The following is a 20,517-nucleotide window of genomic DNA, read 5'->3' as shown; positions in this document are numbered from 1 at the left end:
GCAAGCTCGCTCCTGGGGTTTGGGCTGGGTTACCAGAGGGCCAGGGTGTAGCCGAGGATCAGGCGGTTTTCGTCCAGGTCGGTGGTGAGGCCGTTGCCGGAGCGGAAGGTGACGTTGCGCCAGCGCAGGCTGAGGCCCTTGAGGGCGCCGCTCTGGATGACGTAGGCGATGTCGGTGTCGCGTTCCCATTCCTCGCCCTGGTCGCCGCTGGCGGTCTTGACGTTGCGGCCGTCCACGTAGCGGGTCATGAAGGTCAGGCCCGGGATGCCGAGGGCGGCGAAGTCGTAGTCGTAGCGCAGCTGCCAGGCGTCTTCCTCGGCACGGGTGAAGGTGTTGAAGGTCACCAGGTTCGCCACGTAGGGGTCGCCGCCATTGAGGAAGGGGAAGGCGCTGTCACCGGACATGCGTTGGAACGCGGCGCTGATCCGGTGAGCGCCCTTGCCCAGGCTGAACATGCCGTTGAGGTTGCGGTTGTCGATTTCCCCGGCACGCTCGGCGCCATCGCCCCGGCTGTCGAAGTAGCGCAGGTCGCTCTTCAGGCTGAACCCGCCGGGCAGCGGCAGGGTATGCACCAGGCCGGCGAACTGCTGGCGGTAGATGCCGTCGAGCTTGCCGTAGTAGTAGCTGGCGGCCAGCTGCGGGCTGATGGCGTAGGTGCCGCCGGCGAAGTCGAAGGCATCGCTGGTGGCGGCGCCGTAGCCGATGTCGTCGCGGCCGGAGGAGTCTCGCAGGTTGGTGCGGGTGAGGCGCCCACCGTTGAAGGTCAGGCCATCGATCTCCTGGCTGGTCAGCAGCCCTCCCTGGAAGGTGGACGACAGCAGGCGGGTGTCGTTGTAGGTCGCCACCGGCAACATGGGCTGCAAGGTGCCCAGGCGCAGCACGCTTTTCGAGGCGCGCAGCTTGGCGGTCAGCCCCAGTTCGCTGTAGTCGTCCACCGGCTCCTTGCCGGTGGGGCCGAAGGGCAGCAGGCCGGTGCCACGGCGGTCGCGGCTGGAGTCCAGCTTGACGCCGAGCTGGCCGATGGCGTCGAGGCCGACGCCGACGGAGCCTTCGGTGAAGCCGGACTCGATCCGCGCGGTAAAGCCCTGGGCCCATTCCTCGGCCTTGGACTGGGCGGCGCCCTGTTGGCGGAAGTCGCGGTTGATGTAGTGGTTGCGCAGTTCCAGGCTGGCCTTGCTGTCTTCGACGAAGTCGGCCAGTGCCGGGAAGGGCAGGACCAGGGCGGCGATCAGCGGGGTGGTTCGGTTGAGCTTCATTGTTGTTATGTCCGTCAATCCGTTGAGGTCAGTGGCGGCTGGCGGCAGCGGCGCCGATACCGGTCATGGAGCGGATGAACTGGGCCAGGTAGCGGCCGCGTTCTTCCCTGGCGCGCTCGGAGGCGTCGGTCACCGAGAACAGCCAGGCGCTGAAGAAGGCCAGGCCCATGGAGAACAGCGCCGGGTTGGAGTAGGGGAACAGCGCCGCTTCGTGGTGCAGCACGTTGACCCAGACCGCCGGGCTCAGCACCAACAGGACGATGGCCGAGAGCAGGCCGGCCACGCTGCCGGCCACGGCGCCACGGGTGGTCAGGCCCTTCCAGAACATGGAAAGGAACAGCACCGGGAAGTTGACCGAGGCGGCGATGGCCAGCACCAGGCCGGAGAGGAAGGCGATGTTCTGCGACTCGAAGAGGATGCCGAGGATCACCGCCAGCACGCCGATGCACAGGGTGGCGATGCGGGACACGCGCATTTCCTCGCGCTCGCTGGCCTTGCCCTTGCGCACCACGCAGGCATACAGGTCGTGGGACACGGCGGAGGCGCCGGAGAGCGCCAGGCCGGCGACCACCGCGAGGATGGTGGCGAAGGCCACGGCGGAGATGAAGCCGAGGAACAGGCTGCCGCCCACCGCATGGGACAGGTGCACCGCCACCATGTTGCCGCCGCCGATGATGGCGCCGGCCGCATCACGGAACTCGGGGTTGGTGCCCACCATGACGATGGAGCCGAAGCCCACCACGATCAGCAGCAGGTAGAAGTAGCCGATGAAGCCGGTGGCGTAGAACACGCTCTTGCGGGCTTCCCTGGCGTCGCTGACGGTGAAGAAGCGCATGAGGATGTGGGGCAGGCCGGCGGTGCCGAACATCATGCCGAGGCCGAGGGAGATGGCGTCGATGGGGTTCGACAGCAATCCGCCCGGCGCCATGATCGCGGTGCCCTTGGCATGCACCTCGGTGGCGGCGGCGAACATGGCCTCGGTGCTGAAGCCGAAGTGCCTGAGCACCATGAAGGCCATGAAGCTGGTGCCCGAGAGCAGCAGCACCGCCTTGATGATCTGCACCCAGGTAGTGGCCAGCATGCCGCCGAAGGTGACGTAGCAGACCATCAGCACGCCCACCAGCAGTACCGCCTGCAGGTAGCTGAGGCCGAACAGCAGCTCGATCAGCTTTCCGGCGCCGACCATCTGCGCCACCAGGTACATCAGCGCCACCGTGAGGGTGCCGAAGGCCGCGGTGATGCGGATCGGGCTCTGTTCCAGGCGGTAGGACACCACGTCGGCGAAGGTGTACTTGCCCAGGTTGCGCAGGCGTTCGGCGATCAGGAAGAGGATGATCGGCCAGCCGGCGAGCACGCCCAGGGCGTAGAGCAGGCCGTCGTAGCCGTTCATGAACATCATCGCGGAGATGCCGAGGAAGGACGCCGCGCTGATCATGTCGCCCGCGATCGCCAGGCCGTTCTGGAAGCCGGTGAGCCCGCCGCCGGCGGTGTAGAAGTCGGCGGTGGAGCGGGTACGCAGGGCGGCCCAGCGGGTGATGCCGAGGGTGAACACGACGAACGCCAGGAACATGTAGATGGCGTTCCAGTTCAGCGGACGGGCAGCGGTGTCGGCGGCGAAGGCGTTGCCGGCGGTCAGCAGGCCGGCGCCCAGCAGGAGGGAGGCGAGCGCTTTCATTGGCCACATTCCTCCTTGACCTTGGCGTTCAGCGGGTCGATCACGCTGTTGGTCTGCTTGACGTAGATCCCGGTGAGGGCGAAGGACAGCAGGATCACGCCAACGCCCACCAGCATGCCCACGCTGGTGACGCCACCATTGAGCGACTGGCCGAGCACGCCGGGGGCGAAGGCCACCAGCAGCACGAAGCCGTAGTAGATGACCAGCATGGCGGCGGTCAGGCTCCAGGTCAGGCGCTGCTTGCGCCGGACCAGCTGGATGAAGTCCGGGTTCTGCCGGATGCGATCAAGGTCTTGCGAGGTCATGGTTGCTTTCTCTCTTCTTGTGATTGTTGAGACGGTCCTTCAATGGGCCGACGGCAAGGCCCGGGTATTGCGCTTTTCTGTAGGAGCGAGCTCGCGAACGGAGGCTGCCATAGCGCTTCGCGAGCAAGCTCGCTCCTACGGTCTGGGTTCAAAGCTGGTCGAAGTCCAGGACCACCTTTTCGCTGAGGGGGAAGGTCTGGCAGGACAGCACGTAGCCGGCCGCCACTTCGTAGTCTTCCAGGGCGAAGTTGCTGTCCATCTCCACCTCGCCCTCGATCACCTTGCACTTGCAGGTGGAGCAGACGCCGGCCTTGCAGGAATAGGGCAGTTCCATGCCCTGGGCGTTGCCGGCGTCGAGCACGCTGACGCTGTTGCGCGGCAGCTCGAAGGTCATCTCGCGGCCATCGCTGATCACCGTGACCTGGCTCAGGGCGCTGTCGGTGGTGCGCGCGGCTTCGCGGGCTTCACGTTTCGCGCTGCCGCCCGCGGCGGCGAACAGCTCGAAGTGGATGCGCTCGGCGGGCATGCCGTTGCCTTTCAACTGGTCGCGCACGGTTTCGGTCATGGCCTGGGGGCCGCAGATGAAGGCGGCGTCCAGCGCCTTGACGTCGATCCAGCGCTGGAACAGCTGGCCACACTTGTCGGCGTCGATGCGGCCGTTGTACAGGTCGACGTCCTGCTGCTCGCGGCTGAACACGAAGATCAGGTTCAGCCGTTGCAGGTAGCGATTCTTCAGGTCTTCCAGCTGCTCACGGAACAGCGCGGCGCCACTGGAGCGGTTGCCGTAGATCAGGGTGAAGCGGCTCTGCGGCTCGGTTTCCAGGGTGGTCTTGATGATCGACAGGATCGGCGTGATGCCGCTGCCGGCGGCCACCGCCAGGTACTGGCCGGCGCGGGCCGGATCGAGTTCAACATGGAAGTGGCCGGACGGCGGCATGACCTCCAGGTGCTGGCCGACCTTGAGGCTTTCATTGGCGTAGGCCGAGAAGCGCCCGCCGGCGACGCGCTTGATGGCGACTCGCAGCTCGCCGTCGTTGACGCCGGTGCAGATGGAGTAGGAGCGGCGCACTTCCTCACCGTCGAGCTGGGCACGCATCACCAGGTGCTGGCCCTGGGTGAAGCGGAAGGTCTCGGCCAGCTCGCCGGGAATGTCGAAGGCGATGGATACCGCATCGCGGGTTTCCGGGCGCACGTCTTTGATGGTGAGGCTATGGAACTTGCTCATTTTCTCTCCTGCGGCTCGGCCGCGTGGAGGGCGAAAACAAACGTATCGAGCGAAGGCCAGGCGAGCCTGTTTCCAACAACCCATGGCCGAGCGCAGTCGTTTGTCTTCGTCCTCCTAGATGCACTTGAAGTAATCGAAGGGTTCGAGGCAGTCCTTGCAACGGTGCAAGGCCTTGCAGGCCGTGGAGCCGAATTCACTGAGCCGCTCGGTATGGGCGCTGCCGCACTGGGGGCAACGGATCTCGAGGGTTTCCCCCAGCAGGCTGCGCTTGCTGGCGCTGCCCACCGGCGGGGCGATGCCGTAGGCGCGCAGGCGCTCGCGGCCTTCCTCGCTGATCCAGTCGGTGGTCCAGGCCGGGGTCAGGCGGCGCTCCAGGCGCGGGGCGAACCCCGCCTGCAGCAGCGCCTGCTCGATATCCCGCTCGATGACCTCGGTGGCCGGGCAGCCGGAGTAGGTGGGGGTGACCACCACATGCAGCTCGCCGTCCCGCCCGTCCACCGCACGCACGATGCCGAGGTCCACCACGCTCACCACCGGCACCTCCGGGTCCATCACCGCGTCCAGCACATGCCAGGCGCGGCTCAGGTCCTCGGCGCCGAGGGGGCCGTGGACGCGGTCGCTGGCGATCAGCTCACCAGGACGCATCGGGGTAGGCCCGCTGGAGGAACTGCATCTCGGCCAGGATCAGACCCAGGTGCTCGGTGTGCAGGCCCCGGCGGCCGGACAGGTAGAAGTGGCTGGCCGGCTCCGGCAAGGGCAGGGTCGCGCTGGCGAAGATGTCGGCCACCTTGGCCTGCCAGCCGGCGGCGACTTCCTGCGGGTCCGGGGCTATGCCGGCGTCTAACAGGCGTCGTTCCACCTCGTCGCCATTCACCAGTTCGACGGTGAAGCGCCACAGCTCCCGCACGGCGGCGAGCATGCGCCGGTGGCTCTCCTCGGTGCCGTCGCCCAGGCGCTCCACCCACTCGCCGGAGCGACGCAGGTGGTAGGTGACTTCCTTCAGGGCCTTGGCGGCGATGCCGGCGACGCGCTCGTCGCTGGAGCCGGTCAGGCCATGCAGCACCTGGAAGTGCCAGGCGTCGTAGAGGAACTGCTTGAGCAGGGTGACGGCGAAGTCGCCATTGGGTTGTTCCACCAGCAGCAGGTTGCGGTAGGCGCGCTCGTCGCGGCGGAAGGCGAGCTGGTCGGCGTCGCGGCCGTCATCCAGCAGCTCGGCGGCGTAGTCCAGCCAGTTGCGCGCCTGGCCCACCAGGTCGAGGCCGACGTTCATCAGGGCCAGCTCCTCTTCCAGGGCCGGCGCGCGGCCGCACCATTCGCAGAGGCGCTGGCCCTGGATGAGGGCGCTGTCGCCCAGGCGCAGCAGGTATTCGATCAGATCGTGCTTGGCAGTCATGGCAGGCGCCTCACATGTGGCCGACTTCGGCCGGCAGCTCGTAGAAGCTGGCGTGGCGGTAGACCTTGTCCTGGGCGGGATCGAACAGCGGCTCCTTCTCGTCCGGGGAGGAGGCGGTGATCAGCGCCGAAGGCACCACCCAGAGGCTCACGCCCTCGTTGCGGCGGGTGTACAGCTCGCGGGCGTTCTCGATGGCCATGCGGGCATCGGCGGCGTGAACGCTGCCGACGTGCTTGTGGTTGAGGCCGTGCTTGCTGCGTACGAAAACTTCGAAAAGGGTCCACTCAGTCATGGTGTTCTCCTGCTCATCAGGCATGAGCTGCTGCGCGTCGGCATAACGTCGTTGGAAACAGCCTCGGGCTTGCTCATTTACAGTCGTAAACTCCGCGCCCGTGGCTGTTTCCGCCTAGTTCTGCTCTAGCTCGCGAGCTCAGAGGCGGAATTGGTTAGGCGGCGTCTTTCTGCTTTCTTTTGCGGGCGTGGGCCACGGCGGCTTCGCGGACCCAGGCGCCGTCCTCGATCGCCTTGCGGCGGGTGGCGATGCGCTCGTGGTTGCAGGGGCCATTGCCCTTGAGGACCTCGTAGAACTCGCTCCAGTCGATGGCGCCGAAGTCGTAGTGGCCGCGTTCTTCGTTCCACTTGAGTTCGGGGTCGGGTGCGGTGCAGCCCAGGAGCTCCAGTTGCGGCACGGTCTGGTCGATGAAGCGCTGGCGCAGCTCGTCATTGCTCTGGCGCTTGATCTTCCAGGCCATGGACTGGGCGCTGTTGGGCGAGTCGGCGTCACTCGGGCCGAACATCATCAGGGCCGGCCACCAGAGGCGGTTGATGGCGTCCTGGACCATGTCCTTCTGGGCCTGGTTACCGTGACGCATCATGTGCAGGAGGATTTCGTAGCCCTGGCGCTGGTGGAAGGACTCTTCCTTGCAGATGCGGATCATGGCGCGGGAGTAGGGGCCGTAGGAGGTCCGCTGCAGCACCACCTGGTTGACGATGGCGGCGCCGTCCACCAGCCAGCCCACGGCGCCCATGTCCGCCCAGTTCAGGGTGGGGTAGTTGAAGATGCTGGAGTACTTGGCGCGGCCGCTGTGCAGCTTGGCCACTTCCTCGTCACGGCAGGCGCCCAGGGTTTCCATGGCGCTGTAGAGGTACAGCCCGTGGCCGGCCTCGTCCTGGATCTTGGCCATCAGCTGCAGCTTGCGCTTCAGGGTCGGGGCACGGGTGACCCAGTTGCCTTCCGGCAGCATGCCGACGATCTCGGAGTGGGCGTGCTGGGAAATCTGCCGGATCAGGGTCTGCCGATAGGCGTCCGGCATCCAGTTCTTCGGTTCGATCTTGATCTCGGCGTCGATCTTTTCCTGGAAGGCGCGCTCTTCGGGGGACATTTCCTCCAGCGCCTTCACGCGCTTCACGCCGGTCTCAACCAATTGTGCGTACATGCCGTTCTCCAGCCATGCGGGGTTCGTGGGGTGGCTTGGCCATGGCGCCATTTTTAAATGATACGAAAACAAATATCAAACACTAATGTTCGTATCGAATTAGATTTTTGTATCGCTTGGGTATGCATTCCCGGCAGCGTTCCGTGCAGGGAGGCTAGGCTGCCCGGTCCGGTTATGGGTGCTGATCTGTTTGCGATTTGTGGCAGCAGGCGCTCAATCCCAGGCCTTTGAGCTGCGTTCTCGAATGATTTCGTATCCGCAAGGGGGTGCTGAAATCCTGTATCGAATATGTGATACGGAAATCTCTGTGGGGGTGGGCTGCGTGTGGGTGTTCAGGTCCTGGTCTAGAGTGTCAGGCGACGAACGGAGGAGGACCGGCCATGGGATGCCCGCAGGTGTGCAGTGGGGCGACATTGCAATGCAGCTTCGGGGTGGCGCCGTCGGTGCTGAATGTGCTGCCAACGAACAGGACCCTGACAGGGGGCATGCCGGCGGCGAACCTGATGGATCACATCCCGTTGGTGAACATTCCCACCTTCGGCATGTGCCAGAGCCTGGCGAACCCGACCGTGGCCGCCGCCACGGCGGCGGCCCTCGGCGTGCTGACACCGATGCTCTGCATCCCCGCCACCGCGACGCCCTGGATTCCCGGCGGGGCGCCCACCGTGCTGCTGGGCAACATGCCGGCGCTGGATGCCAACAGCACGCTGATGTGCACCTGGGGCGGCGTGATCAAGATCCTCATGCCCGGCCAGGTGCAGATGCTGATTCCCTAGCCGATGAAGGATTCGGGCTGGCCCCTCTCCCTGGGGCCGGACGGGAGCCCGGTGCTGAGCCTCAGGCTTCCGCCGGTTCGGTCCAGCGCTTCCACCACCAGCGCAACCTGGACATGGGCTTGCCCTCGGCGTCCAGGGGGCGGCCGTCTTCGGCGAATTGCTGTCCATCCTGAAGGGTACGTCCCCGGGCGTAACGGCTGCGCTGGGCCAGTTGGCCGTTGCCGTGGTAGCGCTGGTACAGCCCGTCTCTGACACCGTCGCGGTACTGCTCCAGCTCCGCCAGGCTGCCGTCCGGGTAGTAGCTGGCGGCTTCGCCGTGCATCAGGCCGTCGCGGAAGCTGACCTTGCGTTGCAGCCATCCCTCCACGGCGTGATAGCTGGCCACGCCATGGAGCCGCCCCCGGACGTAGGGCAACTGGGCGGAGATCCTGCCGTTGGGGTGGAAGAGGGTGACGGTGCCGTGCAGTTCGCCTTCCCGGTAACTGAGGTGCGCCTGGGGGCGTCCGGCTTCGTCGATCCGCACCGGGCCGTCGAGCTGGCCGTCCTGCAGATGCCCCTGCAGGCGGTTGTCCCCCCGGGTGAGGTCGAGCTTGCCGGATTTCGCCATCTTCAGTTCACCTTCACCAGTCCGCCCTTGAGGGTCAGCATGCCGCCGCCATCGACGGTCTGCTCGGCGGCGGCCTTGTTGGTGAGGCTGATGCCGGCGTCATTGGTCAGGGTGGTACCGGCCTTGTTGTCCAGGGACGTACCAGCCTGGTTGGTGAGCGAGGTGCCGGCCTTGTCGGTCAGCGCCATGCCGGCCTGGGTGCTGAGGTTCTGGTCGCTCCTGGCGCTGAAGTCTCCGCCGCTCTGCAGGCTCAGCGTGCCGGTCACCTTGATGGTGAGGTTGCCGTCCACCGTCAGCTCGTAGTTACCGCTGACCTTGTGGCTGTAGTTGCCGCCGGTGCTGTGGGTCTGGTCGGCGCCGACGGTCAGGGTACGGCTGTCCTTGACGTCGAGGGTGTCGCTGCCGGTCTGGAGGGTGACGGTGCGAGAGCCCTTCTCCAGGATGATGGTCTCGTCGCCGTCCTTCACCGTGCGTGTGCGGGCGTTCTGCACCGTCAGGGTCTCGTCGTGGCCGATGGTGGCGGTGCTGTCGTTGAGCACATTCACCTTGAGGTCCTTCTGGGCCTGGAGAAACACCTCCTCGGCCTCTTTCTTGTCCTCGAAGCGCAGCTCGTTGAAGCCGCCGCCGCCCTTGGAGGAGCTGGTCTTGATGCCGGACTGGGTCTGGTTGTCCGGCAGGGCGTAGGGCAGGGCGTTATCGCCGTTGTAGACGCAGCCGGTGACCAGCGGGCGGTCCGGGTCGCCGTCGATGAAGGTGACTATCACCTCCTGGCCGATGCGCGGGATGAACTGCATGCCGAAGCCCTTGCCGCTCCAGGGCAGCACCACGCGCACCCAGCAGGACGACGTCTCGTCGTTCCGGCCGTCACGGTCCCAGGGGAACTGGATCTTGATGCGGCCGTACTGGTCGGTCCAGATTTCCTCGCCGCCCTTGCCCACCACCAGCGCCGTCTGGGTGTGCATGCGGGGCTTGGGCGTGACGCGGGCCGGGCGATAGGTCGTGGCCCTGGGGATGGCTTCGAAGCGATTGTGGTAGCGCGTGTGGCTGGCCTCGTGGGTGACCGAGGTCACCACCCAATCGATATTCAGACTCTCGTCCTCATGGCCCGTCAGGGTGAACCAGTGCCCGGGCACCAGCCAGCGGCAATCGCTTTCGCCGATGAAGCGTTTCTCCTGGCTGCGCAGCCCGTCCACCCGTTGCTTGGCGAGCGCATCGCCACGGGCCTTCGTGGTGTAACCGCCCGGGTGCTCGTAGAGCATGCGCGTTCCCGCAACCGCCTCGGCCTGGCTGTAGAGGGAGGTGGATGGGGTGGTGAATTCGTAATCCGTGGCGCTGTACGCCCCGGCGACCGCCTGCAGGCACAACTGCCCGGAGCGCACGCCGTGCAATTCGCGCGCACCGATCTCCTGGCCCAGGTAGGGCACCCCGGGTCCGTTGGGAATCGGTGGGAAGGCATCGTTGCTGTCTCCCAGGACGAGGTTGTGCTTGCCCGCCTCATGGGTGAAGAACCAGAAGATGCCGTCCTCCTCCATCAGCCGCGAGACGAAGGCGAAGTCGGTTTCGCCGTATTGCACGCAGTATTCGCGCGGCTCGTAGCTGCCGCTGAGCGCCAACCGGTAATCGGTGAAGCCATGGTCCGCGAAGATGCCGGTGACGATGTCGCTGGTGGTCTGGTTCTGGAACACGCGGTTGTTCCGGGCCAGGGCCAGCCACCAGAGCCAGGGGCGCAGCACCAGCTGGTAGCGATCGGCCGTGGCGTCGGCGGGCAACTGGTGGATCTCGGCCACCAGGGCATCGAGGGGGCGCTGGCTGGCGTCGTTATGCAGGGTGACGGTGAGGTGGGTGGCGATGGCGTCGGGAAGGGCGAGGGGCGTGACGCTGTGGCCCAGGAGGACGAGCTGGCCGAGCTGTCCGATCGCCTCGCGTGCGGAGGCTTCTTCGGGATACAGGTCAGCGAGGCTGCTTGCCGTGAGTGAAACACTTGCATTGGAGTCCGTTGCTCGGGCCATCTCGCGTCGCGTCTTCTCGGGTGTCAGTAGAGATGGGGGTTGCCGTTCCTCGCGCCATTGCAGGGAGGGCAGAGCGGTCGGACGTTGGTGATGTCATTGCGCATGAGCTCGATCAGGTCGTAGCTGACCGTCTGGGCGTTCAGGCCGGTCGCCTGCGGAAAGGTGACGAGCACGGTCCGGTTCAGCGGTGAGTAGACGTAGTTCGCCGTCAGCACGCTGGGCCCCTGGTGGGGAATGACCTGGAGCGTGCCCTGATCGAGCACCTTCCAGATCGACATCAGCGCATCCCTCCCCAGTGGGCCGGACGTTGGCACGAAGCCGCCCTGGTACTGGTTGCCGACGAGGGTCTGGGTGAAGGAGCCGAGGCGATGGGTGAAGTTCGACTGCAGGGTGGCCTGGGGAATCCGGTGGTCCATCTGGGCGCAGTCCAGCGGCAGGACCCGTCCACCGCACTGGCCCTCGCACTTGAACGCATCGAAGTTGAAGTTGGATTCGAAGGTGCGCTGACCCGCGAAGGTGGAGATCGCGACGCCATGGGTGCCCATCAGGTTGCAGATGGCGGACCAGTTGTTGCGCATCATCGTTTGGGTATTGTCCCAGCTGAGCCCCCCATTGGGGCCGACAAACACGATCATCGGAATCATTTACCAGGCTCCATTCTTCGCAAGGTCGAGTTCAGTCGCGGCCGAACGATGGAACCGCCGTCGCGGTCCGGCGTTCGTGCCTGTACGGTGTTGCCGGGATTTCTCGCCCCGCTCGGCTGTCCGTTCACTCCAGCACCCACTCCGCCAGCTTCCCGGTCACCTCCGCCATCAGCACATTCTCGATATCCCGCGCGCCCGCCGAGCTGCACTTGGCGAGTACCGCCTCGACGATGGCGGGGTCGTAGTCGAAGGGCTTGCCGGTGGCGGCCTTGTAGCGTTCCCGCAGTTTCTCCAGCTTGGCCAGGACGATGCCTTCCAGGGTCGCCTCGTCCAGCGGGCGGTAGGGCACGACGGTCATGCGGGCGAGGAAGGCGGGGCGAAAGGCTTGCAGCAGCACCTGGCGCAGGCGCTCGTTGAAGGCGTCGCCGCCCAGCTGGTCGGGTGGCGAGTCGAGGACCAGCTCGGCGCCGACGTTGCTGGTGGCCAGCATCACGGTGTTCTTGAAGTCCACCACCAGCCCGGTGCCGTCTTCCATCACGCCCTTGTCGAAGACGTTGTAGAAGGCTTCCAGCACGTCCGGGTGGGCCTTCTCGATTTCGTCCAGCAGCACCACGGAGTAGGGGCGGCGGCGCACGGCTTCGGTGAGGACGCCGCCGCTGCCATAGCCCACGTAGCCGGGCGGGGCGCCCTTGAGCTGGCTGACGGTGTGGGCCTCCTGGTACTCGGAGAGGTTGATGCTGATGAGGTTGCGCTCACCGCCGTAGAGCGCGTCGGCGAGGGCGTAGGCGGTCTCGGTCTTGCCGACGCCGGTGGGTCCCACCAGCAGGAACACGCCCACCGGCTTGGCCGGGTCGGTGAGGCCGGCGCGGTAGGCCTGGATACGTAGGGCGATGGTGGCCAGCGCGCCGTCCTGGCCCATGACCCGCTGCGCCATGCGCTGGCCCAGGGTGCGCACGGCGTGGGCTTCGTCGGCGAGCATCTTGCCGATGGGGATGCCAGTCCAGCCGGCGATCACCGAGGCCACGGTCCGGGAATCGACCTGCTCGGGCACCAGTGGATCGTCCTGGCGAATGGCATCCAGGCCGGCCTCCAGGCGAGCGAGTTCGGATGCCAGGTGGTCGATGCGGTCGTCCAGTTCCTCGTTGGGATGGGCGGCGTCCAGGCCTTCGCTCAGGTTCAGCAGCTCACGGCGGGCCTCCAGCAGTTCGCGCACGGCTTCCCGCTCCTCGCTCCAACGGCTTTCCAGTTCGCGGATGGCGGCCCGGTAGGCGGTGGATTCGCCTTCAAGGGCGGTGATGCGCTCGCGGTGGTCCAGGCCGGTGGCCTGCTCCCGGCGCAGGCGCTGCAACTCGTCTTCCAGGGCCAGTTCCCGGTGACGCAGGCTTTCCAGGGGCGGGGGGACGTCGTGCTGGCCCAGCGCGACGCGGGCGCAGGCGGTGTCGAGCACGCTGATGGCCTTGTCCGGCAACTGGCGGCCGGAGATGTAGCGGTGGGACAGCTTCACCGCATCCTGGATGGCGGCATCCAGGACCTGGACGCCATGGTGCTGCTCCAGCTTGGCGGCGACGCCCCGCAGCATGTCCACGGCGGTGGCCTCGTCGGGTTCCTCCACCTGCACCAGCTGGAAGCGCCGGGCCAGGGCCGGGTCCTTCTCGAAATACTTCTTGTATTCCAGCCAGGTGGTGGCGGCCAGGGTTCGCAGTTCGCCGCGGGCCAGGGCCGGCTTGAGCAGGTTGGCGGCGTCGCTGCCACCTTCGCTGCCGCCGGCGCCGATCAGGGTGTGGGCCTCGTCGATGAACAGGATGATCGGTTGCTCGCTGCCGCGCACCGCGTCGATCACGCCCTTCAGCCGCTGTTCGAACTCGCCCTTGACCCCGGCACCGGCTTGCAGGAGGCCGAGGTCGAGTACCCGCAGGATGACGTCCTGCAGCGGCGGCGGGACGTCCCCGGCGGCGATGCGCAGGGCCAGGCCTTCCACCACGGCGGTCTTGCCCACGCCGGGGGCGCCCACCAGGATCGGGTTGTTCTGCCGGCGCCGCAGGAGGATGTCGATGCTCTGGCGAATCTCGCCGTCGCGGCCGACGATGGGGTCGATGCGGCCGGCTCGGGCGTCGGCCGTGAGGTCCTGGGTGTACTGCTCGAGGACGCTGTCCTGAGGCGTGTTCTGCGCGGGCTTGCCCCGGCCGGGCTGGCCGGCGCCGGCAGGGTGCTCGCGCGATGGCTGGGTCCACTCCAGGAGGTTCTGGCGAAGTCCCTCCCGCGGAATCCGCAGCAGCGACGAGGCGCTGTTGAGCAGCAGGGTCCGGCGCTCGTCGCGGTCCAGCAGCGCGAGCAGCAGCAGGCCGGAGCGGATGCCCGGCTGGCCGAGGACGCTGGCCTGGACGACGGCATCCTCCAGCAGGCCGATGGTCTGGGCGGAAAGCGCCGGCGTCCGGGTGCTGCCGCCCTTGAAGAGCTCCAGGGCCTGGTTGATCTCCGCCGCCAGGGCGTCCCGCTCCAGGCCGAAGCGCGGCAGCAGGCAGGCCAGGTCGCCCCCTTCGATGTCGAGCAGCTCCAGCAGCAGGTGCTCGATCTCCACATAGTGATGGGTCCGCTGCAGGCAGCGCTGGGCGGCCCGCTCCAGGGCGCGGCGGCTCTCCGCATTGAGGCGTCCGATCAGGCTGCCGAGTTCCATGGTCAGGCCGTCTCCCGTTGCTGAAGTCGGGTATCGATTCGTAGCGGGCTATCGCTGCGCAATTGCAGGGCGCCGCTCCAGTTGAGGCGTGGCGGTTGGCTGCGGTCGAGGCGCAGCGCCGGGCCGGGACGCACCAGCAGGCTGAGGGTGCAGTCCAGGTCCGGGCCGAAGTAGAAGGCGGCCAGGCTGGCCAGGCGCGCGTGGTCACGGCCGCCGGGGAGCAGCTCCCGGGCGCGCTCGTCGTCCAGCGGGCCGAGGATCAGGCGGATGCCGGCGTGTTCGTCCCAGACCCGGGTGCCGGCGACGGCGTCCCGGCCCAGCCCGAGGTTGCGGCCGCCACGCTGCAGGCGGCTGCGGCTGGCCGGTGGAATGTCGCGCCAGCCGCCCTGGTAGGCCTCGTAGCGGGTGGCGACGGCGAACTGGTGGCGCACCAGCACCGCGAATCCCGCCAGGGAGCGGCGTCCGCCCGCGAACAGGGCGCTGCGCGCCGTCAGCGCCGAGTCCGGCAGGGCCAGGCGGTTGCGCAGCGCCTCCGGGAGCAGGCCGCAGAGGGCCAGCAGCTGGGCCTGCACCGGCGAATCGGCCGGCGCGCGGAAACCCAGGGCCAGTCGGTGTTTGCCCAGTACCCGGTAGAGCAGGCTCAGCAGGCGGTGCTGGAAGAGGTCGAGGAACTCGGCGGGAGCATGGTCCTTCTGCCGCGCCCGTTGCTGCAGCCATTCCTGATAGGCATAGGGCAGCGGGCCGTCGGGGCCGCCGAGGCCGAACACCGGTGTGGTGAGGGAGGGCGGCTCGCCCGGTGATTCGTCGAGGCGCTCCACCTGGCTGGCGGCGAAGGTGGGCGTCAGTGGGCCGCGCAGCCGCAGGGCTTCACCCTGGGGGGCGGAGCCTCGGCCCAGGGGCTCGCTGTCGGGGCGCTCCCGCTCCAGCAGCAGGAGGGCCTGCAGCAGTTCGAAGGACTGGGGCCTGTCCCGGAGTTGCCGGCTCAGAGGCAGAGGGGCATGCCGGCCTGTGGCTGCCATGTCCGTACCTCCTTGTCGGCGTCCACCAGTACCGTGCGCACGAAGCGATTGGCGGTGGCGTAAAGGGAAAAGAACTGCGCCAGGACGGCGGAGAACAGCACGGCGCTGGTGCCGGCGAAATGTTCGGAGTCGAGGTCGATGCGGACTTCGAGGCCATTGCGCCAGCCACGCCAGGCGTCGTCACCCACCCGTGCCATGACGCGCTCGCAGCTCAGCCTGGCGATGCCGTCGATCTGCCGCCGTGGGCCGGCCTCGTCCCGCAGGTTGTGCAGGTTGAGCAGTTCCTTCAGGGCCGCCAGGGCCTGGGGGCCTTCCACCAGCGACAGGTGGTTGAGGGTCAGTTGCGACACCAGCCGCCAGCGTGACTCGCCGGACAGGCGCGGCAGGCTCTGGGGCGTCGGCGGGTTGCGCAGCGTGGCCCGTGCCACCGGTCCGGGGCGCTCGAAGCCCAGGCGGGTGCCGGCGGGCAGGTTCTCCGCGAGGTGGCGGTTGGTGCACAGCAACTCGGCGGTCAGGCTGTATTCCGGTGCGTCCAGCAGCGGGTCGAAGCCGGTGTCCACCAGGCTCAGCAAGAGGTCGGTGCCGCGCCGGTTCGGTGCCATGCCCTGGACCCGGCGACCGTGCCAGTAGAGGCCGGCGCTGGAGGACAGGTCGTCGCGAACCTGGCCGTAGTAGGCGGGCACTGCGCTGACGCCCCGGGCCGAGGTGGCACGGACCCGGCGGATGCTGTGGATCTCCACGCTGTTCTCACGGTGGGCGTCGGCCACCAGGCGGTATTCGCTGCGCGTGCCGTCCGGGCGCAAGGGTTCGGAGGTGCGCGGAAACAGGTTGATGGCCGGCGCGCAACCCAGCTGCAGGTCGCTGGCCTGCAGGTGCGGCCGGCCGTTAGGGGCGCGGTCGAAGGCGATCACCACCCTGCACTCACGACCGCCCGTGGCGGGTGGCTGGAGCGGCAGGTCGAAGAAGGCGAACTTGTCGGGAAAGGCGAAGTACTCCGCCAGCAGCCGCAACCCGGGATGCTGGCCGTCCTCGTCGGGCAGCAGTGCCTGGTCGTCGGCGAAGCCCACCAGCCCGGGGACGCCAGGGCAGGCCTGCAGCGGCAGGCCCGGCGCGCCGCAGTGAAGGCCGAGGCAATGGGCGCCCAGCAGGTCCAGGAGGCTGGCGCTGGTCACCGGCGCGGCGGCGAGGTGCAGGCGCAGCCGGCGCGCCGGCAACTGGCTCCAGTCGAACTCGCCCAGGCAGCGCAGCGTCAGGCTCAGGGCGGAGCGGGCGTCGGGGCGGCCGGTCAGCGCCACCGCGGAGTCGCCATCGAGCAGGCTGGCCTCGCTGATGACGAGGGGCCAGAGCTCCACCTCGGCGCTGGTGCGGAAATGCACACTGGCGCCGTCGCGGGTGGTGACGAAAAGCGGCGTGTCCCGGGGCAGCCGGTAGCCTTCGGCGAGGTTGCCCTGGGACGGGTCGGGGTCGAACTGGACGATGGCGCAGGACGGCAGGGGACGCAGGGCGAGGGGATAGAGCTGTTCGAGCAGGGCGTCGCTGAACTCGGCGTAGTCGTCATCCAGGCGCCGGTGGAGGCGCGCCGCCAGCAGCGAGAAACCCTCCAGCAAGCGTTCCACATGGGGGTCGGGGCATTCCCCCGGGGACAGCTCCAGGCGCCTGGCCACCTTGGGATGGCGGGCGGCGAACTGGGCGCCGGCGTGGCGCAGCCAGTTGAGTTCGCGCTGGTAGTAGTCCAGCAGTTCGGGATCAATCGAGTCGCTCATGGCGCACCTCGAGGCCGTCGTCGCGAGGATCGACCAGGAAAACCGCCGGCCACTGCCGCTGACCGCAGCGCAGCGTTCCGGCGAGGCGGATACGCAGGCGTTGGGGCTGGCCGGGAACGGCCTCGGCCTCCACCTCGGCCAGTTGCAGGCGGGGTTCGAAGTGTTGCACGGCGGTGCGGATCTCCCGCATCAGGGTGCGGCGGTCGTCGCTGCGGCGGGCGTGCAGGGCGCTCCAGTCGGCGATGCCGTAGTCGAGGACGGTCAGTGGGCGGGGCAGGAGGGGCCTGGCGCGGCGCGTATCGAGCAACCGCGCCAGCTCCTGGCGCACGGATTCGGCCAGGGCCTCCCGGTCGAAGGGCGGCGCCTCGTCCGCGCTGGCGGCGAGGCGATCGAACAGGGGCGGCAGCAGGCCGGCGTCCGACATGGGCGACCGTCCCTACTTGACCACCTTGTTGGCGGCCAGGTCCCAGGTGGAGGCCGCCGTGCCCTCCTTGGTGCCGTCGTCCTTCTGGGCGGTGAGCTCCCATTTGATCTTGGTGAAGTTCAGCGACAGGGTCTCCACCGGCTTGCCGCCGGCCCCGCCGCTGACGCTGACGTTGGACAGCACCACGTTGTCCAGGGTGTAGACGATGAAGGGGAGGATCTTGCCGTCGCCCTCGGCGGCGTTGCGGCCAATGGTGATCTTCGCGGTGGTGATGGGCTTGCCGGCGCAGCAGTACTCGTTCAGCGACGGGGTGGAGGTGTCGATGAATTTGGTGACGGTGAATTCGCCGATATGGGGGCGGCCGGATGTGCGTTCGGAGTTGCTGACGTCGTTGGTGACCTGCATCGCCACGTTGTGGCTGTAGGACATCAGCTCGATCTTGTCGGAATAGCCCTCGAGCAGGCTGTCGCCTTTGATGTCGTCGCCGAGGTCGAGAATGATGGCATCCATCGGGTGGAACTCCTGAGTCGGGAAAGGCGTGGAATGAGGCGATCCGCCCGCCGGTCGCTCCGGCGGGCGGGGTGGGTCAGGCCGCTACCGGCGGTGGCAGGCTGGCCACCAGGCGGATCGAGGCGGTCAGCTCCTCCAGCTGGAAGTGCGGGCGCAGGAACACCGTCGCGCGGTAGGCGCCGGGCTTGCCGGCCACCTCGCTGACGTCCACCCGCGCCTCGCGCAGCGGGTACTGGGCCTTGATCTCCTGGGGCGCGTTGTCGTTGATCAGCACGTAGTCCGCGATCCAGTTGTTGAGGTAGGTCTGCACGTTGTCGCGGGTCATGAAGCTGCCCACCTTGTCGCGCATGATCACCTTCAGGTAGTGGGCGAAGCGCGAGGCCGCCAGCACGTAGGGGAGCATCGCGGAGATGCGCGCGTTGGCGTTGGCTTCGTTGGTGTTGTAGAGCCTCGCCTTGTTGGTGGTCTGGCCCCCGAAGAACACCGCGAGGTCGCTGTTCTTCTTGTGGCACAGGGCGATGAAGCCGAGCTCGTTGAGTTCCTTCTCGCGGCGGTCGGTGATGGCCACTTCGGTGGGGCACTTCAGCGACAGGTCCCCGGAGCTGGTGCGGAAGGTGTGCGCGGGCAGGCCCTCCACCGCGCCGCCACCCTCGGCGCCCCGGATGGCCGCGCACCAGCCGTAGCGGGCGAAGGCGCCGGTGATGCGCTGAGCCAGGGCCCAGGCGGCGTTGCCCCAGAGGTACTTGGCGTGGTCGGTGCCGTTCACGTCCTCGATGTAGTTCATGCCTTCCACCGGCAGGGTGTCTGGGCCGTAGGGCAGGCGCAGCAGGAAGCGCGGCAGCACGAGGGAGACGTAGCGGGAGTCTTCGCTCTCGCGGAAGCTGCGCCACTTGATCAGCTCCTGGCTCTCGAAGACCTTGGCCAGGTCGCGGGGGACCGCCAGCTCGGTGTAGCTGTCCATGTCGAACAGGCGGGGGCTGGCGGCGGCGATGAAGGGGGCGTGGGCGGCGGCGGCGACGTTGGAGAGCTTCTCCAGCAGGGCCACGTCCTGGGGATGGCGGCCGAAGCTGTAATCGCCCACCAGCAGGCTGAAGGGGTGGCCGCCGAAGGTGCCGTATTCCTCCTCGTAGATCTTCTTGAACAGGGCGCTCTGGTCGAACTCCACCGCCTTCTCCAGGTCGTTCTGGAGCTCCTTCTGGGTGACGTTGAGCAGCCGCAGCTTCAGTCGGCTGCTGGTCTCGGTGTTCTGCACCAGCAGGTGCAGGCCACGCCAGGAGGCTTCCAGCTTCTGCAGCTCCGGGTGGTGCAGGACCTGGTTGAGCTGGTCGCTGATCAGCCTGTCGATCTGGCCGATGCGGTCGTTGATCATGGCCACGGTGTCCTTGTCGATGGCCATGCCTTCGTCGAGCACCTGGGTGGCGAACTCCGCGAGCATGTCGCGGGCGTAGTCCTGCTGGCTGTCGTCGTGGGCCATGCGGCCTTCGGCGATGATGCGGTCGAGCAGGGTCAGGGTCTGCGTGGTGCTCTCGCTGCTGGTGGCGGATTCGGTTGCCATGTGGGCTCTCCTCAGGCCTGGGGTTCGGCCGGTGCGTCGCCTTCGGCCGCGGGGGCGGCGGGCTCGGCTTCGGGGCGGGCGGACTTGATTTCCTGCAGGCCTTCGGTGTTGCTCACCACGTCCTGCAGCAGCTTGTCGAGGTCGTCGTTGCCATCCAGCTTGGTGAGCAGGTCGCGCAGGCGCTGGCGGGCCTCGAACAGGCGGCGCAGCGGGGTGATCTGCTTGACGATGCTGACCGGATCGAAGTCGTCCATGTCCTTGAAGCGCAGTTCGACGTTCAGCTTGCTGCCGTCGCCGCTGATGGTGTTGTCCACCTGCAGGGTGGCGCGGGGGGCGATGGAGGCCAGGACCTGGTTGAAGTTGTCGCGGTCGATCTCGGTGAAGCGACGTTCGCCTAGCTTGGGCAGCGGTTGGTCGGGCTTGCCCGACAGGTCGGCGAGGATGCCGACCACGAGCGGCAGTTCCTTCTTCTCGATGGCGTCGCCGATTTCGACGTCGTAGGTGATCTGGACGCGGGGCGGGCGCACCCGGTCCAGTTTGTGCTGCGTGCTTTCTGCCATGTTGGTGGGCTCCGATGCAGTGCTCAGAGCGCAATGCGTCGGACGGGTCCTGTCATCGCACTCCCTTGCTGAATCGCGGCACGACAGGGCGGGAACTGCTCGCACACCTGTCCTTAGGCGATCCCACGAGTCCGTCGCGGTTGACGGACTACCCAGTCACGCTAGAACAGGTTTATAAATTTGCAAACGCGAATCAGGGATGCATTTCCATGAAGCAGGGACGCTTGGCTCACCGCACGAAAACCCTCTCTCTGGCCGTCGTTTTCCTCCTGGGCGGCTGCACCCATCTGTTCCCACCGAGGGTGGCGCTCGACAGCCTGACCCTGGACGTCGCCCAGCGCGCCAACGACGACATGCCCATCGCCGTGGACTTCATCGCAGTGCGCGATCCGGCGCTGCTCGAGGTGCTTTCCGGCATCACCGCGCAGCAGTGGTTCAACGACCGCGAGCAGTACCGGCGCGACTACCGCCAGCAGTTTTCGGTCTGGAGCCTGGAGCTGGTACCGGGGCAGTTCATGGAGGCCCGGGAGTTCCCCCTTTCCGGCGACCAGGCGGCTGGACTTTTGGTCTTCGCCGGCTATAACACACCCGGTGCCCATCGGCTGCGGCTGGATGAGCAACGTCGGGCCTGGCTCAGGTTCGACAGCAGGGAAATGCGCGTGCTGAACGACAGCGGGCGCTGAGGA

The 20,517-nt window shown here is 67.4% G+C and carries 20 protein-coding genes; 2 read left to right on the top strand and 18 right to left on the bottom strand.

The features are described 5' to 3' along the window. Nucleotides 1-29: 29 nt before the first annotated feature. From KF707C_RS15575 to paaA, 8 genes are all read right to left on the bottom strand, one after another. On the bottom strand, nt 30-1,256 hold the full coding sequence (locus KF707C_RS15575; RefSeq protein ID WP_003448314.1) for an OprD family porin: 1,227 nt from the start codon (nt 1,254-1,256) through the stop codon (nt 30-32). 28 nt (nt 1,257-1,284) lie between these two features. After that, entirely contained in the window at nt 1,285-2,931 is a 1,647-nt protein-coding gene (locus KF707C_RS15570) for a cation acetate symporter (protein ID WP_003448313.1), read from the bottom strand. After that, a complete protein-coding gene (locus tag KF707C_RS15565) occupies nt 2,928-3,236 on the bottom strand; it encodes a DUF485 domain-containing protein (RefSeq protein ID WP_003448312.1) in 309 nt (102 codons plus the stop codon). The genes KF707C_RS15570 and KF707C_RS15565 overlap by 4 nt, the downstream gene beginning before the upstream one ends. A gap of 148 nt (nt 3,237-3,384) precedes the next feature. Next, complete coding sequence (paaE, locus tag KF707C_RS15560; RefSeq protein ID WP_003448311.1) at nt 3,385-4,461, bottom strand: 1,2-phenylacetyl-CoA epoxidase subunit PaaE; 1,077 nt, start codon at nt 4,459-4,461, stop codon at nt 3,385-3,387. 114 nt (nt 4,462-4,575) lie between these two features. Continuing rightward, complete coding sequence (paaD, locus tag KF707C_RS15555) at nt 4,576-5,106, bottom strand: 1,2-phenylacetyl-CoA epoxidase subunit PaaD (protein WP_003448310.1); 531 nt, start codon at nt 5,104-5,106, stop codon at nt 4,576-4,578. Continuing rightward, nucleotides 5,093-5,854 carry a 1,2-phenylacetyl-CoA epoxidase subunit PaaC gene (gene paaC, locus KF707C_RS15550; RefSeq protein ID WP_003448309.1) on the bottom strand — a complete coding sequence of 254 codons (762 nt, stop codon included), beginning with the start codon at nt 5,852-5,854 and terminating at the stop codon, nt 5,093-5,095. Before paaC ends, paaD begins: the two co-directional genes overlap by 14 nt. 10 nt (nt 5,855-5,864) lie before the next feature. Further along, entirely contained in the window at nt 5,865-6,146 is a 282-nt protein-coding gene (paaB, locus tag KF707C_RS15545) for a 1,2-phenylacetyl-CoA epoxidase subunit PaaB (protein ID WP_003448307.1), read from the bottom strand. Nucleotides 6,147-6,300: 154 nt separating this feature from the next. Further along, nucleotides 6,301-7,290 (bottom strand): 1,2-phenylacetyl-CoA epoxidase subunit PaaA, encoded by a 990-nt coding sequence (gene paaA / locus KF707C_RS15540; protein WP_003448306.1) that lies wholly within the window; start codon nt 7,288-7,290, stop codon nt 6,301-6,303. Between the two features lie 380 nt (nt 7,291-7,670). Between paaA and KF707C_RS15535 the strand changes: the two genes are divergently transcribed. Continuing rightward, nucleotides 7,671-8,066: a DUF4280 domain-containing protein gene (locus KF707C_RS15535; protein ID WP_036990908.1), complete on the top strand. Its 396-nt coding sequence runs from the start codon at nt 7,671-7,673 to the stop codon at nt 8,064-8,066. 61 nt (nt 8,067-8,127) lie between these two features. Here KF707C_RS15535 and KF707C_RS15530 read toward each other — a convergent pair whose 3' ends face one another. The 10 genes from KF707C_RS15530 to tssB form a co-directional block, all read right to left on the bottom strand. Further along, nucleotides 8,128-8,673: a toxin-antitoxin system YwqK family antitoxin gene (locus KF707C_RS15530; RefSeq protein WP_003448304.1), complete on the bottom strand. Its 546-nt coding sequence runs from the start codon at nt 8,671-8,673 to the stop codon at nt 8,128-8,130. A 2-nt stretch (nt 8,674-8,675) separates the two neighbouring features. Then, the gene (tssI, locus tag KF707C_RS15525; protein ID WP_003448303.1) at nt 8,676-10,682 is read right to left on the bottom strand and encodes a type VI secretion system Vgr family protein; all 2,007 of its coding nucleotides are present in this window, start codon (nt 10,680-10,682) and stop codon (nt 8,676-8,678) included. Nucleotides 10,683-10,705: 23 nt separating this feature from the next. Beyond that, nucleotides 10,706-11,326, bottom strand: a complete 621-nt coding sequence (locus tag KF707C_RS15520) for a hypothetical protein (RefSeq protein ID WP_003448302.1) — start codon at nt 11,324-11,326, stop codon at nt 10,706-10,708. Between the two features lie 124 nt (nt 11,327-11,450). Then, on the bottom strand, nt 11,451-14,000 hold the full coding sequence (gene tssH / locus KF707C_RS15515) for a type VI secretion system ATPase TssH (protein WP_003448301.1): 2,550 nt from the start codon (nt 13,998-14,000) through the stop codon (nt 11,451-11,453). Nucleotides 14,001-14,002: 2 nt separating this feature from the next. After that, nucleotides 14,003-15,019, bottom strand: a complete 1,017-nt coding sequence (gene tssG / locus KF707C_RS15510) for a type VI secretion system baseplate subunit TssG (RefSeq protein ID WP_003448300.1) — start codon at nt 15,017-15,019, stop codon at nt 14,003-14,005. Continuing rightward, complete coding sequence (gene tssF, locus KF707C_RS15505) at nt 14,983-16,782, bottom strand: type VI secretion system baseplate subunit TssF (RefSeq protein ID WP_003448299.1); 1,800 nt, start codon at nt 16,780-16,782, stop codon at nt 14,983-14,985. Before tssF ends, tssG begins: the two co-directional genes overlap by 37 nt. After that, nucleotides 16,766-17,206 carry a type VI secretion system baseplate subunit TssE gene (gene tssE, locus KF707C_RS15500; RefSeq protein ID WP_003448298.1) on the bottom strand — a complete coding sequence of 147 codons (441 nt, stop codon included), beginning with the start codon at nt 17,204-17,206 and terminating at the stop codon, nt 16,766-16,768. The genes tssF and tssE overlap by 17 nt, the downstream gene beginning before the upstream one ends. A gap of 12 nt (nt 17,207-17,218) precedes the next feature. Further along, a complete protein-coding gene (locus KF707C_RS15495) occupies nt 17,219-17,716 on the bottom strand; it encodes an Hcp family type VI secretion system effector (protein ID WP_003448297.1) in 498 nt (165 codons plus the stop codon). A gap of 76 nt (nt 17,717-17,792) precedes the next feature. After that, on the bottom strand, nt 17,793-19,271 hold the full coding sequence (gene tssC / locus KF707C_RS15490) for a type VI secretion system contractile sheath large subunit (protein ID WP_003448296.1): 1,479 nt from the start codon (nt 19,269-19,271) through the stop codon (nt 17,793-17,795). 11 nt (nt 19,272-19,282) lie between these two features. Then, on the bottom strand, nt 19,283-19,831 hold the full coding sequence (gene tssB, locus KF707C_RS15485; RefSeq protein ID WP_003448295.1) for a type VI secretion system contractile sheath small subunit: 549 nt from the start codon (nt 19,829-19,831) through the stop codon (nt 19,283-19,285). Nucleotides 19,832-20,040: 209 nt separating this feature from the next. Here tssB and KF707C_RS15480 point away from each other — a divergent pair, with 209 nt between their 5' ends. Further along, the gene (locus tag KF707C_RS15480; protein ID WP_036990904.1) at nt 20,041-20,514 is read left to right on the top strand and encodes a hypothetical protein; all 474 of its coding nucleotides are present in this window, start codon (nt 20,041-20,043) and stop codon (nt 20,512-20,514) included. Nucleotides 20,515-20,517: the final 3 nt, after the last annotated feature.

Source organism: Pseudomonas furukawaii, from assembly GCF_002355475.1.
Classification (GTDB): Bacteria; Pseudomonadota; Gammaproteobacteria; order Pseudomonadales; family Pseudomonadaceae; genus Metapseudomonas; species Metapseudomonas furukawaii.
The sequence above is the reverse complement of the archived record's forward strand: the minus strand, read 5'-3'. Positions and strand labels throughout refer to the sequence as shown.

What these genes read in the sequence shown, in the direction of transcription:
- paaB (WP_003448307.1), bottom strand. Translation starts at nt 6,146, where the DNA reads ATGACTGAGTGGACCCTTTTCGAAGTTTTCGTACGCAGCAAGCACGGC.
- KF707C_RS15535 (WP_036990908.1), top strand. Translation starts at nt 7,671, where the DNA reads ATGGGATGCCCGCAGGTGTGCAGTGGGGCGACATTGCAATGCAGCTTC.
- tssB (WP_003448295.1), bottom strand. Translation starts at nt 19,831, where the DNA reads ATGGCAGAAAGCACGCAGCACAAACTGGACCGGGTGCGCCCGCCCCGC.
- tssF (WP_003448299.1), bottom strand. Translation starts at nt 16,782, where the DNA reads ATGAGCGACTCGATTGATCCCGAACTGCTGGACTACTACCAGCGCGAA.
- paaE (WP_003448311.1), bottom strand. Translation starts at nt 4,461, where the DNA reads ATGAGCAAGTTCCATAGCCTCACCATCAAAGACGTGCGCCCGGAAACC.
- tssG (WP_003448300.1), bottom strand. Translation starts at nt 15,019, where the DNA reads ATGGCAGCCACAGGCCGGCATGCCCCTCTGCCTCTGAGCCGGCAACTC.
- tssI (WP_003448303.1), bottom strand. Translation starts at nt 10,682, where the DNA reads ATGGCCCGAGCAACGGACTCCAATGCAAGTGTTTCACTCACGGCAAGC.
- tssE (WP_003448298.1), bottom strand. Translation starts at nt 17,206, where the DNA reads ATGTCGGACGCCGGCCTGCTGCCGCCCCTGTTCGATCGCCTCGCCGCC.
- paaA (WP_003448306.1), bottom strand. Translation starts at nt 7,290, where the DNA reads ATGTACGCACAATTGGTTGAGACCGGCGTGAAGCGCGTGAAGGCGCTG.
- KF707C_RS15520 (WP_003448302.1), bottom strand. Translation starts at nt 11,326, where the DNA reads ATGATTCCGATGATCGTGTTTGTCGGCCCCAATGGGGGGCTCAGCTGG.
- KF707C_RS15570 (WP_003448313.1), bottom strand. Translation starts at nt 2,931, where the DNA reads ATGAAAGCGCTCGCCTCCCTCCTGCTGGGCGCCGGCCTGCTGACCGCC.
- tssC (WP_003448296.1), bottom strand. Translation starts at nt 19,271, where the DNA reads ATGGCAACCGAATCCGCCACCAGCAGCGAGAGCACCACGCAGACCCTG.
- KF707C_RS15565 (WP_003448312.1), bottom strand. Translation starts at nt 3,236, where the DNA reads ATGACCTCGCAAGACCTTGATCGCATCCGGCAGAACCCGGACTTCATC.
- KF707C_RS15495 (WP_003448297.1), bottom strand. Translation starts at nt 17,716, where the DNA reads ATGGATGCCATCATTCTCGACCTCGGCGACGACATCAAAGGCGACAGC.
- KF707C_RS15480 (WP_036990904.1), top strand. Translation starts at nt 20,041, where the DNA reads ATGAAGCAGGGACGCTTGGCTCACCGCACGAAAACCCTCTCTCTGGCC.
- KF707C_RS15530 (WP_003448304.1), bottom strand. Translation starts at nt 8,673, where the DNA reads ATGGCGAAATCCGGCAAGCTCGACCTCACCCGGGGGGACAACCGCCTG.
- KF707C_RS15575 (WP_003448314.1), bottom strand. Translation starts at nt 1,256, where the DNA reads ATGAAGCTCAACCGAACCACCCCGCTGATCGCCGCCCTGGTCCTGCCC.
- tssH (WP_003448301.1), bottom strand. Translation starts at nt 14,000, where the DNA reads ATGGAACTCGGCAGCCTGATCGGACGCCTCAATGCGGAGAGCCGCCGC.
- paaD (WP_003448310.1), bottom strand. Translation starts at nt 5,106, where the DNA reads ATGCGTCCTGGTGAGCTGATCGCCAGCGACCGCGTCCACGGCCCCCTC.
- paaC (WP_003448309.1), bottom strand. Translation starts at nt 5,854, where the DNA reads ATGACTGCCAAGCACGATCTGATCGAATACCTGCTGCGCCTGGGCGAC.